The 12,766-nt window shown below is 68.3% G+C and carries 15 protein-coding genes and 1 tRNA gene; 10 read left to right on the plus strand and 6 right to left on the minus strand.

From position 1 onward, the window contains the following. The 6 genes from E0W80_RS18595 to E0W80_RS18620 all read left to right on the plus strand — a co-directional run. Positions 1-1,470, plus strand: a 1,470-nt coding sequence (locus E0W80_RS18595) for a multicopper oxidase family protein (protein ID WP_131494500.1), incomplete at its 5' end; no start/stop codon positions are given. A 143-nt stretch (positions 1,471-1,613) separates the two neighbouring features. Next, positions 1,614-1,826 (plus strand): YHS domain-containing protein, encoded by a 213-nt coding sequence (locus E0W80_RS18600; RefSeq protein WP_067121084.1) that lies wholly within the window; start codon positions 1,614-1,616, stop codon positions 1,824-1,826. Between the two features lie 62 nt (positions 1,827-1,888). Then, positions 1,889-3,094 carry an FAD/NAD(P)-binding oxidoreductase gene (locus tag E0W80_RS18605; RefSeq protein ID WP_067121082.1) on the plus strand — a complete coding sequence of 402 codons (1,206 nt, stop codon included), beginning with the start codon at positions 1,889-1,891 and terminating at the stop codon, positions 3,092-3,094. Positions 3,095-3,112: 18 nt separating this feature from the next. Continuing rightward, entirely contained in the window at positions 3,113-5,287 is a 2,175-nt protein-coding gene (locus tag E0W80_RS18610) for a heavy metal translocating P-type ATPase (RefSeq protein WP_067121080.1), read from the plus strand. Positions 5,288-5,305: 18 nt separating this feature from the next. Next, on the plus strand, positions 5,306-5,620 hold the full coding sequence (locus E0W80_RS18615; RefSeq protein WP_067121078.1) for a metal-sensitive transcriptional regulator: 315 nt from the start codon (positions 5,306-5,308) through the stop codon (positions 5,618-5,620). 58 nt (positions 5,621-5,678) lie between these two features. Beyond that, a tRNA-Cys gene (locus E0W80_RS18620) sits at positions 5,679-5,749 on the plus strand. A 29-nt stretch (positions 5,750-5,778) separates the two neighbouring features. Here E0W80_RS18620 and E0W80_RS18625 read toward each other — a convergent pair. The 3 genes from E0W80_RS18625 to E0W80_RS18635 all read right to left on the minus strand — a co-directional run bounded on the left by E0W80_RS18625 (position 5,779) and on the right by E0W80_RS18635 (position 7,806). After that, positions 5,779-6,618 (minus strand): F510_1955 family glycosylhydrolase, encoded by an 840-nt coding sequence (locus tag E0W80_RS18625; protein WP_082914452.1) that lies wholly within the window; start codon positions 6,616-6,618, stop codon positions 5,779-5,781. Between the two features lie 71 nt (positions 6,619-6,689). After that, positions 6,690-7,301, minus strand: a complete 612-nt coding sequence (locus E0W80_RS18630; RefSeq protein ID WP_067121076.1) for a DUF305 domain-containing protein — start codon at positions 7,299-7,301, stop codon at positions 6,690-6,692. Positions 7,302-7,380: 79 nt separating this feature from the next. Beyond that, entirely contained in the window at positions 7,381-7,806 is a 426-nt protein-coding gene (locus E0W80_RS18635; protein WP_067121074.1) for a DUF6153 family protein, read from the minus strand. Between the two features lie 129 nt (positions 7,807-7,935). Between E0W80_RS18635 and E0W80_RS18640 the strand changes: the two genes are divergently transcribed. Beyond that, complete coding sequence (locus E0W80_RS18640) at positions 7,936-8,322, plus strand: four-helix bundle copper-binding protein (RefSeq protein ID WP_067121088.1); 387 nt, start codon at positions 7,936-7,938, stop codon at positions 8,320-8,322. 45 nt (positions 8,323-8,367) lie between these two features. On the opposite strand, the gene E0W80_RS18645 is transcribed toward E0W80_RS18640, so the two are convergent. Next, positions 8,368-9,309: a cation diffusion facilitator family transporter gene (locus tag E0W80_RS18645; RefSeq protein WP_067121073.1), complete on the minus strand. Its 942-nt coding sequence runs from the start codon at positions 9,307-9,309 to the stop codon at positions 8,368-8,370. Between the two features lie 93 nt (positions 9,310-9,402). Here E0W80_RS18645 and E0W80_RS18650 point away from each other — a divergent pair, with 93 nt between their 5' ends. Genes E0W80_RS18650 through E0W80_RS18660 form a run of 3 tightly spaced genes read left to right on the plus strand, consistent with a single transcriptional unit; the run spans position 9,403 to position 11,657 of the window. Further along, the gene (locus E0W80_RS18650; protein WP_131494501.1) at positions 9,403-10,008 is read left to right on the plus strand and encodes a TetR/AcrR family transcriptional regulator C-terminal domain-containing protein; all 606 of its coding nucleotides are present in this window, start codon (positions 9,403-9,405) and stop codon (positions 10,006-10,008) included. A 48-nt stretch (positions 10,009-10,056) separates the two neighbouring features. Further along, positions 10,057-10,437 carry a metalloregulator ArsR/SmtB family transcription factor gene (locus tag E0W80_RS18655; protein ID WP_067121069.1) on the plus strand — a complete coding sequence of 127 codons (381 nt, stop codon included), beginning with the start codon at positions 10,057-10,059 and terminating at the stop codon, positions 10,435-10,437. Next, positions 10,434-11,657: an MFS transporter gene (locus tag E0W80_RS18660; RefSeq protein WP_101305188.1), complete on the plus strand. Its 1,224-nt coding sequence runs from the start codon at positions 10,434-10,436 to the stop codon at positions 11,655-11,657. The genes E0W80_RS18655 and E0W80_RS18660 overlap by 4 nt, the downstream gene beginning before the upstream one ends. Before the next feature lie 185 nt (positions 11,658-11,842). Here the strand turns inward: E0W80_RS18660 and E0W80_RS18665 are convergent, their stop codons facing one another. Further along, positions 11,843-12,055, minus strand: coding sequence for a hypothetical protein (locus E0W80_RS18665; protein ID WP_067121477.1), 213 nt, complete (start codon positions 12,053-12,055; stop codon positions 11,843-11,845). A 191-nt stretch (positions 12,056-12,246) separates the two neighbouring features. Beyond that, positions 12,247-12,766: AAA domain-containing protein (locus E0W80_RS19250; protein WP_346559784.1), on the minus strand; the 520-nt coding region annotated here is incomplete at its 5' end.

A 12,766-nucleotide genomic window follows, 5' to 3' on the forward strand; every position in this document is an offset into this window, starting at 1 on the left:
CTCGCCCTCGGCGCCACCGCCGCCGCGGTTGGAGCTCTGGCCGCCTGCACCCCCACCCCCGCCTGGGTCAGCCCGACGGGAGCGGCCGTCGACCGCACCGAACGGGGCCGTGGCGGCACCGGCCGCGTGGTCACCGCGACGCTGACGGCGGCGGCGGCGACCCTCGATCTGGCAGGAACACCCGCGTCCACGTTCTCCTACGGCAGCATCCCCGGGCCTGTCCTGCGCGTCCAGGCAGGAGACACCCTGCAGGCCACCCTGCGCAACACCCTCCCCGTCGACACGTCCGTGCACTGGCACGGCCTGGCACTCCGCAACGACATGGACGGCGTCCCCCCACTCACCCAGACCGCGACCCGCCCCGGCGAGTCGTTCCAATACGAGTTCATCGCCCCCGACCCCGGTACGCACTGGTTCCACCCGCACGTCGGCGCCCAGCTGGACACCGGCCTATACGGGGTGCTCATCGTCGAAGACCCGAATGAGCCGCTGCGCTACGACGACGAATGGGTCATCGTCCTCGACGACTGGCTGGACGGGGTCACCGCCACCCCCGACGCGGTGCTCGAGCAGCTGCGAGAAGGAATGGGCGACATGGGCGGGCACGGCGACATGTTCATGCGGATGGGGAACATGCTGATGGGCGCCGACTCCGACCTACTCGGCGGCGACGCCGGCGACGTGTACTACCCGCACTACCTGATCAACGGCAAACCCGCCGCCGACCCCGCCCAATTCACCGGCACGCCCGGCACGCGGGTACGGATCCGGCTGATCAACGCCGGCGGCGACACCGCGTTCCGCGTCGCCATCGGCGGGCACCGGCTGACCGTCACCCACACCGACGGGTTCCCCGTCGACCCGGTCGCTGCCGATAGCGTCCTGGTGGGAATGGGGGAACGCTACGACGTGATCGTCACCCTGGGCGACGGTGCGTTCCCCCTGGTGGCGGAGGCCGAAGGCAAGCGGGAACGCGGCTTCGCCATCATCCGCACCGGCAGCGGACAGGCGCCCACCCCGGACGCGGACATCGCCGAACTGGGCGAAGGCCGCGTCGTCGCGGTGGCGAGCATGCTCTTCGCCGCACCCGAGGTCACCCTCGACCGTCGTGACGTGGACCGCACCCTCGACCTCACCCTCACCGGCAGCATGGCCAATTACGACTGGGGGTTCAACGGCACCCAGTTCGACATGCACAACCCGTTGCGCGGCGCGCACGCACTGGTCGCGGGGGAACGGGTGCGGCTGCGGGTGACGAACGACACCGACATGTGGCACCCCTTCCACCTGCACGGCCACACCTATCAGCACGCCGGTGGCGGCCCCCGCAAAGACACCTCCATCGTGCTGCCGAACCAAACCCTCGACCTCGAGTTCGACGCCGACAACCCCGGCCAATGGATGACCCACTGCCACAACATCTACCACGGCGAAGCCGGGATGATGACCGTGCTCGCCTACCGCCCCTGAGCACCAGCAGTCCAGGGAATACACGCCACACCCCACCTGTTGTCATACCCGTACGGGGTATAGCCTGGAGGGGTTCGGACGCAGACAAACGAGGCAGCGACGACGGCTGCCGCCCCGGACCCACATCACGGAGAGCAACGGATATGAGCCACGACCATCACCACGAAGCACCCGCCGGCACCCCCGCCGATGACATCGTCACCTGCCCGGTGATGCCCGGCAGCACCGTCAGCAAGAGCACCGCGGAAGCCCAAGGCCTCTACCGGGACTACGACGGGCAGCGGTACTGGTTCTGCTGCTCCGCCTGCGGCCCCCTCTTCGACGCCGACCCCGCCAAGTACGCCACGGCCGCCTAACCGACCACAGGCCGGGGATACCGGTCACCAGCCCCCACATTCGCGAGACGCAAGGAGCAACATTGTCACCCCAGAAGGTCCTCATCCTGGGAGCCGGCGCCGCCGGCGCGGCCGCGGCGCGCGTTCTTCACGGTTCCGGCACGGTGAGCGTCACCCTCGTCGACCGCACCGGACAGGCCCCGTACAACCGCACCCTGGTCAACAAGGGGGTCGCGATCGGGCTGCTCACCCCGGAACAGGTCGTCACCCCCGGGGTGGAGGTCATCAGTGACACCGCGGTCGAGGTCGACCCACAGGGAAAGACCGTGCGGCTCGCATCCGGCCGGATCGAACCGTACGACGCGCTCCTCCTCGCCACCGGCAGCACCCCCCGCTTGCTGCCGGACACGCTGCCCGGCCTGACCGCCGCCACGGAGGCAGGACGGGTCACCACCCTGCACTCCCTGGAAGACGCGGTCGCCGTCCGCGACCTCCTGGGCACGCTTGGCCGCCCCGCGCAGATCGTCATCTCCGGTGCCGGTCTGGTCGCGGCCGAGACCGCCACGCTGCTCCGCGACCGTGGACATCAGGTCACCCTCCTCGCCCGCGCGACCACCCCCGGGGTCAGCGTGTTCGGCGCCGGCGCCGCGGAGCGCCTCGCCGCCGCGCACCGGGAGCACGTGGACGTCGCGTTCGGCCGCACCCTCACCGCCGTCACTGACACCGGCACACAGCTCGAGCTCGCCTTGGACGACACCACACAGCTGACGGCGGATCTGCTGATCATCGCCCACGGAACCACCCCGACCGGCCCCGCCCCTTGGGAAGACGGGGTCATCGTGGACGGGAAGCTGCGCACCGCCACCCCCGGCGTCTACAGCGCCGGCGGGGTCGCCGCACACTATGACACCACCCTGGGCGCCTGGCGCATCGATCACTGGTCGGACGCGGCCGCGCAGGGTGAACATGCCGCACGCACCATGCTCGCCGACCTCGGCGCCGGCACCCACCCGGGCGACTACCAGCCCCGCGCCCCCTTCACGGCAACCGTGCACGGCATGATGGTCGCCGGTGCCGGGATCACCGGGGGTCACACCTCCGCACGCATCGACACTACCGACCCGCTCCTGGTCGTCCACGAGCATGACGGTGTCCCCGTCGGGGTGCTCGGGCTGGACGCCGTGCCCGCGGTGTTCGGGTGGATGCCGAACCTTCATACTCCTGCCGCGACCGATCCGCAGGACCTCGCCTCCGCGGGAACCGCGACGGCAGACTCACACCAACGCTAGGCACAGGGAAGTGAACCGATGACTGACCCGCACGCACACCACACCGACCACCCCACCGGCAAGGCCGCCACCGCCACCGGGGGAGACACCCGCCACGGCGACCACACCCCCGAGCCGCCCACCCAGCACGACACCCACACCGGCCACGGCACGCAGGCCAGCCACGGGGACCACGCAGGTCACGATGGTGGTGGCCACGGCGGCGGGCACGGTGGGCACGGGGATCACGTCGGCCAGTTCCGGCGACTGTTCTGGATCAACCTGATCATCGCCGTCCCGGTCGTGGCGTTCTCCCCGATGTTCGCGATGATCCTCGGCTACACCGTCCCCGACTGGGCACTGTTCATCGCCCCCGTCCTCGGCACCGTCATGTACGCGTGGGGCGGGTGGCCGTTCCTGACCGGTGCGGTCAGCGAACTCCGCTCCCGCAAACCCGGCATGATGCTGCTGATCGGTCTGGCCATCACGGTCGCGTTCTTCGCGTCCTGGGGCGCCACCCTGGGCCTGCTGCACCACGAGCTGGAGTTCTGGTGGGAGCTGGCGCTGCTGATCGTGATCATGCTGCTCGGTCACTGGATCGAGATGCGCTCCCTCGCCCAGACCAGCTCCGCGCTGGACACCCTCGCGGCGCTGCTCCCGGATGAGGCAGAGCGCGTCGAAGGGGACCAGATCGTCAAGGTCTCACCCGCCGACCTGCAGGTCGGGGACGTGGTGGTGGTCCGCCCCGGCGGCAGCGTCCCCGCCGACGGGAAGATCGTCGACGGCCGCGCCGACATGGACGAGTCCATGGTCACCGGTGAATCCCGCCCCGTCGCCCGCGGCACTGGCGACCCCGTTACCGCGGGCACCGTCGCCACAGACTCCGGCCTTCGCGTGGAGGTCACCGCCACGGGGGATGAGACCACCCTCGCGGGTATTCAGCGGCTGGTCACGGAGGCACAGAACTCGTCCTCTCGGGCGCAGCGGATCGCCGACAAGGCGGCGGCGCTGCTGTTCTGGTTCGCGCTGGGCGCCGCCGCGATCACCGCGGTGGTGTGGACTGTCGTCGGCAATCCCGATGCGGCGGTCGTGCGCACCATCACCGTGCTGGTCATCGCCTGCCCGCACGCGCTGGGCCTGGCGATCCCGCTGGTGGTGTCCATCGCCACTGAGCGCGCCGCCCGTGGCGGGGTGTTGGTGAAGGACCGGCTCGCGCTCGAGAGCATGCGCACCGTCGACACCGTGCTGTTCGACAAGACCGGCACCCTCACCAAGGGCGAGCCCACCGTCTCCGCCGTGGAACCGGTCGGTGACCTGGACGCTGACCAGGTGCTCGCGATCGCCGCGGCGGCCGAGGCCGACAGTGAGCACCCGCTCGCTAGGGCCATCGTTCGCGCCGCGAAGGACAAGAACCTGACCCTGCCGAAGGCGACCGGGTTTTCCTCTTCCCCGGCGGTCGGTGTCACCGCGACCGTCGACGGTGCGGAGATCCGTGTCGGCGGTCCCCGTCTGCTCGAGGACGTCGGTGCCAGCGAGGTCGACACGGCGGACGCGTGGCGTAGCGAGGGCGCGATCATCCTGCACGTGACCCGGGACGGAAAAGTCATCGGCGGGCTCAAGCTCGCCGACGAGATCCGCCCCGAGTCCCGTGAAGCCGTCGATGCCCTGCACAAGCTGGGTGTCCAGGTGGTCATGATCACCGGCGACGCCGAAGCCGTCGCGAACGCCGTCGGCGCCGAGCTGGGCATCGACCGGGTCTTCGCGCACGTGCGCCCGGAGGACAAGTCCAGCAAGGTCGCCGAGCTGCAGAAGGAGGGCCGCAAGGTCGCGATGGTGGGCGACGGCGTCAACGACGCCCCCGCCCTCGCGCAGGCCGACGTCGGCATCGCGATCGGCGCCGGCACCGACGTCGCGATCGCGTCCGCCGGGGTCATCCTCGCGAGCTCCGACCCGCGCAGTGTGCTGTCGGTGATCCAGCTGTCGCGTGCGGCGTACCGGAAGATGAAGCAGAATCTGTGGTGGGCTGCCGGGTACAACCTGATCTCCGTGCCGCTCGCCGCCGGCGTGCTCGCCCCCATCGGGTTCGTCCTGCCGATGTCGATCGGTGCGATCCTGATGTCCCTGTCCACCGTCGTGGTCGCCCTGAACGCGCAGCTGCTGCGCCGCATCGACCTCAGCCCCGAAGCCAGCACCCGCGCAGCGCTGGACAGCTAAACCCGAAGGAACCCGGCCATGACCACACCCGCACCCGACACCGCTCACGCCCCCCACGGGTACATCACCGACAAAGACCGATACCTGAACCGGCTCAAGCGGATCGAAGGTCAAGCGCGGGGCATCTCGAAGATGGTCGATGAAGAGAAGTACTGCATCGACATCCTCACCCAGATCAGCGCTCTGACCAGCGCCCTGCAGGCCGTGGCCGTCGGGCTGCTTGACGACCACCTGAAACACTGCGTGCTCGACGCGGCGCGCATGGAGGGTGACCAGGCGGAGCAGAAGATCAAGGAAGCCAGCGACGCGATCGCCCGTCTGGTCCGGTCCTAACCGGACCAGACGGGCGATCCCACGCTGCTGCGTCCACGTCCCCGGTAAGGGGACACTCGGTGCCTTGGCCGAGCGGTCAGGCAACGGCCTGCAAAGCCGTCTAGACGGGTTCGACTCCCGTAGGCACCTCGCATACGGCCCGTCGCGTGCCCGGCGGGCTATCCGGGCAGAATCGTGATGCCGCTGGTCTCGTCGACGATCACGATGCGGCCCGCGGCGTCCATACCGACCGCCTGCACCCGGCCGTCCACGCGACCTGCCGGCTCCCAGCTCGCGGCACCGGCTCCGGTCACCCAAATCTGCCCATCGGTGCCGACACCGACCACCTGAGTCCGGTCGGCCGCAGCCCCCAACGTGTACAGCAGCGGCGCTTCGGGCCACGCCGCGAAGGACGCACCGCCGTCCGTGCTGATCTGCACACCCTCTTCGGTGGCCGCGATCACCCGTCCGCGACCGTCGACGGCGAGACTGGCCGCTACCAGATCCGCACCGGTAGGTTCCCAGGTCAGCCCGGCGTCGTCGCTGCGGATCACGTCGCTGACGTCCGTGGCGATGGCGTACACCGTGTCATCGGCGCCGGCGGCGAGGGCGTGGAAGTCTTTCTCCCCACCGAACACCACCGACTCCCAACTCACCCCTGCGTCGGTGCTGCGCATCACGCCCAGGTTCGGTGCCCCCCACTCGGCGGGGCTTCCGGGGCCGGGGTGACCGGACGCGATCAGTGTCTGCGAAGTGGCGGTGAGTCCCATCGCGTCGAAGCTGTCCGTGCTGACCCGGCCACCCCACTCCCCGGTGTCGGTGACCTCGTAGATGCCTTCATGCGTTCCCAGGAGAAGCTGGTCAGTGTCCGGGGCGACGACCACCGCGTGGACATGGCTCGGTACCCCGGTGCGCCCGTCCCCAGCCGGCGGCGACGTCGGAGTGTCCGCGCACCCCGCCAGCATCAGGAGGGCGGAAGCAGCGGCGCCCGCCGCCAGTGTCTTCGTATGGACGTGCATACGCGTACCTCCGCGTTCGAAGAGTGGGGGCACCGCGCATGGCAGCGGCGCCCCCACTCGACGGATCGGGCTCAGAGCTGGCCGAGCAGATCCTGCATGGTCTCGATCTCCGCGGACTGTGTATCGACCACGGCTTGCGCGAGCGCCAACGCGTCCGCGTTCTTCCCGTTGGCGAGTTCGGTCTCGGCCATCTCGATCGCCCCCTGGTGGTGGGCGATCATCTGCTCCAGGAACAGGGGTGCCGCCTCGGCCCCGGACGCCGACTCCAGCGCCGCCATGTCCTCGTCAGACATCATCCCGCCGCCGTGCTCCATCTCACCCATGTCCATGTCGTCACTGGACACGCCCCACTCGGCGAGCCATCCCTGCATCGTCTCGATCTCCGGCTGCTGGGCGTCCTTGATCTGCTGAGCCAGATCCAGCACCCGCTGATCAACGTCGCTCTTGGCGAGGATCATGTCGCTCATCTCGACGGCCTGCTCGTGATGCGGGATCATCATCATCGCGAACATCGAATCCGCCATGTTGAAGTCCGCCTCCGCCGATTCCGACGGGGCCGACGACGACCCACCATGATCCATTCCAGGCATGCTGCCTCCGTTGTCCGCGCAGCCGGCCAGGAACAGCACCGCTGCCAGCGGTACGGCCGCGACCGCTGCCAAACGCATCTTCTTGTTCATCATCAGTCCTCTCAAACACTCGTGAAACCCGCGTACGGGCAATGAACCTCACCCCCGCCCCAGAGGGCAGGGACAGTGCGTGTCACGTTCGGCTGATCGACAGCTCCAGGAGTGAGGGAGGCCGGTCCGGGGCCGGCCGGCACCGCGTCACCGGCGGACGCAATGCATGCCGCTCCCACACAGACGACCATGCGGCGCGGGGGACCAGCAGCACGAGGGCGGCTGCCAGCAACGCCAGCACGCACATCATCATCAGAACGTCATGGCCCCCGCTCGGGCTGCACGACGCGCACGCCTCCGCATCCTCATCGCCGGTCGCGGGCGCCGACGAGTGGTGAGGTGCCCCGCCCGGCATCTCGACATTCTCCGAGGTCGTAGGGGCGGTGTGTCCCGAGGAGATCGTGTGCATCCCCATCAACCCGACGATGACCGCTGCAGCGAAGCACACGGCAACCAGCCACCGCACCGGGTGCGGCAGCCGCAGGCGCAACGCGGACAGGCCGATCATCCCGTCCAGCCTACCGTCCGTACCATACCCCCGCACCGTAACCCAAGGGGGTCGCCGGCATCCGGAACAGCGACGTAACGTAACCCCCTCACCGATTCAAAGGAGAAGGCCGTGACCGTCACCGCCCAAATGTTCGACACCCACCCCCGAGCCAACGACATCGCCAACCGAGACGCGCTCCTGGCCTGTATCGACGCGTGCCTCGAGTGCGGCCAGGCTTGTACGACCTGCGCCGACGCCTGTCTCAGCGAGGAGATGGTCGCCGATCTGACCACCTGCATCCGTCTGAACCAGGATTGCGCCGACCTCTGCGACACCACCGCGCGCCTGCTCTCTCGCCACACCGGCACGGACACCACCGTGCTTCGTGCCGCGCTGGAGGCGTTGCGCGCAGCGTGCGCCGCATGCGCCGCCGAGTGCGACACCCACGCGGACATGCACGAGCACTGCCGGGTCTGCGCCGACGCCTGCCGCCGCTGTGAACAGGCCTGCACTAACCTGCTCGCGACGCTCTGACACCCTTCCTCCGCCGACCGCTACCGCGGCGCTGGGGGGCCCGGCTCAGCGGTGGCGGACAAGGGCTGGCTCGTCCTCGGTGAGGTGCGCGGTCTCGATCTGGAAGGTCGAGTGCTGAATCGACACCGGGAAGTGACCGGCCACGCATTCGCGTACCTCGTGCAACACCTCCGCGGCATGCCCGTCGGTGAAGCACTCATCCTCGACCACCACATGCGCGGTCAGGGTGGGCAGGCCAGTGGCGACCGTCGATGCGTGCAGGTCGTGCACGTCGGTGACGTGTTCGAGCTCAAGGATGTGCCGGCGTACCTCGTCCAAGTCGAGCCCGGCAGGGGTGAACTCCATGAGCACCCGGGTGGTGTCGCGCATCAAAATGATCGCGCGCGGCACGATCAGTCCCGCGATCAGGAGCCCTGCAATCGCGTCGGCCTGCTGGAACCCGGTCGTGGCGATCACAATCGCGGCCACGATCACCCCGAGCGAGCCGAGTGCATCGTTGATCACCTCCAGGAACGCTGCCCGCATATTGAAGTTCGCGCCGCGGCTCGAGGAGAGGATCACGATCGCGATCACATTCGCCGCGAGGCCGACGATGCCGAACACGAGCATCTCTCCCGCGGCGACCTCCGGCGGCTCGAACAGGCGTCGGATACCTTCGACGGCGGCGTAAGTGCCCACCACCAGCAGCAGTGCGGCCTGCCCGAGTGCGGCGATCACCTCGATGCGTCGGAATCCCCAGGTCCGCTTCGGATTAGCCGGCCGCAGCATCAGCGTCGCCGCGATCAGCGCGACCAGCAGACCGGACGCGTCGGTGATCGCGTGTGCGGTGTCCGTCAGCAGCGCCAGGCTGCCGGTGACGATGGAACCGATCGCCTGCGCGATCACGATCGTCGCCGTCAGGCCGAACGCGATCCACAGTCGTGCTCGGTGATCCCCGGGCGCTCCTGCCTCGGTAGTCGGTGCACCGTGGTTGTGACCCGCACCCATGTCCCACTCCTTACTTGGTCAGTGACCAATTTCCTTGATCGGTGACCAAGCTACTACAGTGTTGGTCACTGACCAAGCTCGGAGGAGAGACCTGTGGCCGACCGACTATCCGGCCGCGACGTCATCCACGCCGCCTTGGCCCTGCTCGATCGCGGCGGGGCGGACGCCATCACCCTCCGTGGGATCGCCCGACATCTCGACGTTCACCTCAACTCGGTGTCGCTGCAGGTGGGGAGCAAAGCGCGCCTCTTCGACCTGATGGCAGACGCCATTCTCGGCGAGCTCTCCTTCGACGACCTCCCACACCCGCCGATCGACCGGGTCAAAGAGATCTTCCGCCGCTACCGCCAGGTCCTTCTGAACCACCGCGACGGCGCACATCTCGTCTCGGGTACGAGGGTCTCCGAAACCAACACCCTGCGGCTAGGGGAGGCGGTGATTGCCGCGCTGCTCGATGCCGGCGTCGACCCCGACCTCGCCGTCACCACCTTCTGGAGCCTCAACTACCTCGTGGTCGGACTCGTCCACGAAGAACAGACCACCCCCGAGGACGGCGCCCACCGCTTCGAGCAGGAACTCGCCGCACATTCGTTCCCCGCACTCACCAGCGTCCGCGATCTCTTCCTCGACGACAACGCCGCCGCACACCTTGAATTCGGCATGGACGCGCTCCTGCACCGCGCCCGCCACCTCGACTGAGCATCATCGTCAGCGGCGAGCCATCCCTCCATATGGAAGAATCTGCGTATGAATGCAGATAACGTGACATGCGGCCGCGACCCCGACAGCCTCTACGTAGAGCTCGCCGTCGAGGTCTTCGCGATGCTCGCTGACGCCACCCGCGTGCGGATCATCCTCGCGCTCGAGGGAGCCGGGGAGTTGTCCGTGAACCACATCGCCGACATCGTCGACAAGTCACCCGCCGCCGTCTCCCAGCATCTCGCCAAGCTGCGCCTGGCCCGTATGGTCACCACCCGACAAGACGGCACCCGCGTGTTCTACGCCCTCGCCGACGAACACGCGCGCCAGCTGGTCACGGACGCGATCTTCCAAGCCGAGCACTCCCTCGGTGGCGCCGCCCCGCACCACCACGCCGGAGCCGACGCCAGCCGCCCTGTGGCGCCATGATCACCGTCTTACGCAACGGCACCTACCGGGCGCTGTTCTTCGCCCAGGTCATCGCCCTTGTCGGCACCGGCCTGCTCACCGTTGCCCTCGGACTGCTCGCGTTCGAGATCGCCGGAGATGCCGCCGGATCGGTGCTCGGCACCGCGTTGACGATCAAGATGGTCGCCTACGTCGGCGTCGCACCCCTGGTTGCAGCGCTCGTGGACAGGCTCCCCAAGAAGGCCGTTCTGGTCGGCGCCGACGCCGTTCGACTCGCGATCGCGTTCACCCTGCCCTTCGTCCAGGACACCTGGCAGATCTACGTGCTCGTGTTCGTGCTGCAGTCCGCGTCCGCGACCTTCACCCCCGCCTTCCAATCACTCATCCCGAGCGTGCTGCCCGACCCCCAGCAGTACACTCGTGCCCTCGCGCTGTCACGCCTCGCCTACGATCTCGACTCGATCCTCAGCCCCGTCATCGCCGCAGCCCTACTTGCCGTGATCAGCTACAACAACCTGTTCGTGGGCACCGCCGTCGGCTTCGCCGCCTCCGCCACCCTCGTCCTCATCGCCCGCCTTCCCGCACACGTACCCGATGCGTCCACCGGCACGTTCTGGGAGCGGCTGCCAACCGGGCTGCGCGTGTTCGCCCGCACGCCCAGCCTCCGCTTCCTGATGGCCGCCAACGTGGTCGTCGCGGCCGGCACCGCTATCGTCCTGGTCAACTCCGTCGTCTACACCAAAGGCGTGTTCGACCTGGATGACACCGCCCTCGCCCTCGCCCTCGGCGCGTATGGGGTCGGCTCCCTGATCATTGCCCTCAACGTCCCGTGGATCGTCGACCGCATCGGTGTCTTGTGCGCCATGAGCATCGGTGCCTGGACGCTTGTTTCGGGTCTGATCGCGGCCATCGCGATGACGATTATCGCCACGACCACGGGAGAGGGCTGGTGGATGCTGCTTGCCACCTGGGCGTTGCTCGGTGCCAGTACCTCGCTGATTAACACCCCTTCGTCACGGCTTCTAGCCGACGCGTCCACCCCCGCTAACCGCAACCTGGTATACACCGCACAATTCGCACTTTCGCACGGCTGCTTTCTGGTTAGCTACCCGATCGCGGGCTGGCTCGGTGTCATTGGACTGCCCATCGCGGCTAGCGCGCTGCTCGGATTCGCCATCGTCGGCGTTACCGCCTTGGCTGTGCTGTACAAACCAGCAGGTACCGTCGTCACCACTCTGTAAACGATGAGCTGCGAGCACATGTTTCTGGCGGGTGTCGTCAGCTCGAACCGCGATGGACAACTCGAGGAGTAGACACACGCGTTGGACGCGGACACTTTAGCCGCGATTCCTCGGTCTCGTCGAGTCGTCGTGGACATCTCTGAGCGGTTCCTACACCTTGATTTGGGGGCGGGGCGTCCTGGCGGTCAGATCATCTCTTGGGTGCGAGCGAGGGTGTCGACGATGACGATGCCGTCCTCTTGCGGGACGACGATGGTCGAGCGCAGCTCGTAGCCGGACTTGCCGTATTCGTTCAGGTCGGTCTCGCGCATGTGCCGGGCCTGGCTGTTGGCGGTCGTCGCCTCTGTCGAGGTGATCTGGCGGGTGTCGAGGGTGATGAAGCTGGTGCGAGTGTTCATGGGGTTCCTCCCGGTTGTGCGTTAGTGAATGTGACATTCACAATCTAGCGGGGGCGTCCGACATTGACACCCCACGAGCGGCCCTGTCGGTATAGGCCTGGGGTCGAGGGGTTCGCGGACATGACGCAGCACGCTGGGGAGGGACATCAGCAGTGCGGCGGGGTTGGCAGCTCGACCGCAGCAGGAGCGTTCTACGTGGTCCCCAGCAGGCGGGCCAACAGGGCCGCGTGGAGCGCGAAGGTGCTGTGCTGGGGCTGTTCGCGCAGCGCTTCGGCGAGCGACTCGGGCGAGCGCTCGTCTGTGATGACGGTGACGTGCGCGCGGTGACGGGACAGCGCGACGCACAACCGTCCGAGGTCGAGGGCGAATCGCTCGGTCACGTCGTGGCCGAGTAGGGGGTGGATCGCGACGACGGCCTCGCGTTGCAGTCCCTGGGCCTGGTTGATCGTGCCCACGAACACGTCGGGCAGATCGGCCAGGCTTGCCGCGGCGAGCGCTGATTGCTCGACGTGGGGGGCGATCACGGCCACGTCGGAGGGGTCGAGGGTGCGGGTGCCGTCCGGGGTTGTGACGGTGCCGGTGGCGAGTAGGTCGCGGACGGTTTGGGTGGCGGCAAGGATGACGCGCGGGTCGGCGGTGCCGCCGGTGGCTGGGTGCGCGGTGGCTCGGTATTCGGGGAGGGGTGTGCCGCCTGCCGCGATGTGGCGGGGT

Origin of the sequence: Microbacterium sp. PI-1 (assembly GCF_004337555.1) — a bacterium.
GTDB classification, from domain to species: domain Bacteria; phylum Actinomycetota; class Actinomycetes; order Actinomycetales; family Microbacteriaceae; genus Microbacterium; species Microbacterium aurugineum.

Excerpts from the sequence above, each read along its gene's own strand:
- E0W80_RS18625 (WP_082914452.1), bottom strand. The coding sequence starts at position 6,618 with ATGCACGTCCATACGAAGACACTGGCGGCGGGCGCCGCTGCTTCCGCC.
- E0W80_RS18615 (WP_067121078.1), top strand. The coding sequence starts at position 5,306 with ATGACCACACCCGCACCCGACACCGCTCACGCCCCCCACGGGTACATC.
- E0W80_RS18645 (WP_067121073.1), bottom strand. The coding sequence starts at position 9,309 with ATGGGTGCGGGTCACAACCACGGTGCACCGACTACCGAGGCAGGAGCG.
- E0W80_RS18660 (WP_101305188.1), top strand. The coding sequence starts at position 10,434 with ATGATCACCGTCTTACGCAACGGCACCTACCGGGCGCTGTTCTTCGCC.
- E0W80_RS18640 (WP_067121088.1), top strand. The coding sequence starts at position 7,936 with ATGTTCGACACCCACCCCCGAGCCAACGACATCGCCAACCGAGACGCG.
- E0W80_RS18635 (WP_067121074.1), bottom strand. The coding sequence starts at position 7,806 with ATGATCGGCCTGTCCGCGTTGCGCCTGCGGCTGCCGCACCCGGTGCGG.
- E0W80_RS18630 (WP_067121076.1), bottom strand. The coding sequence starts at position 7,301 with ATGATGAACAAGAAGATGCGTTTGGCAGCGGTCGCGGCCGTACCGCTG.
- E0W80_RS18600 (WP_067121084.1), top strand. The coding sequence starts at position 1,614 with ATGAGCCACGACCATCACCACGAAGCACCCGCCGGCACCCCCGCCGAT.
- E0W80_RS18655 (WP_067121069.1), top strand. The coding sequence starts at position 10,057 with ATGAATGCAGATAACGTGACATGCGGCCGCGACCCCGACAGCCTCTAC.
- E0W80_RS18665 (WP_067121477.1), bottom strand. The coding sequence starts at position 12,055 with ATGAACACTCGCACCAGCTTCATCACCCTCGACACCCGCCAGATCACC.
- E0W80_RS18610 (WP_067121080.1), top strand. The coding sequence starts at position 3,113 with ATGACTGACCCGCACGCACACCACACCGACCACCCCACCGGCAAGGCC.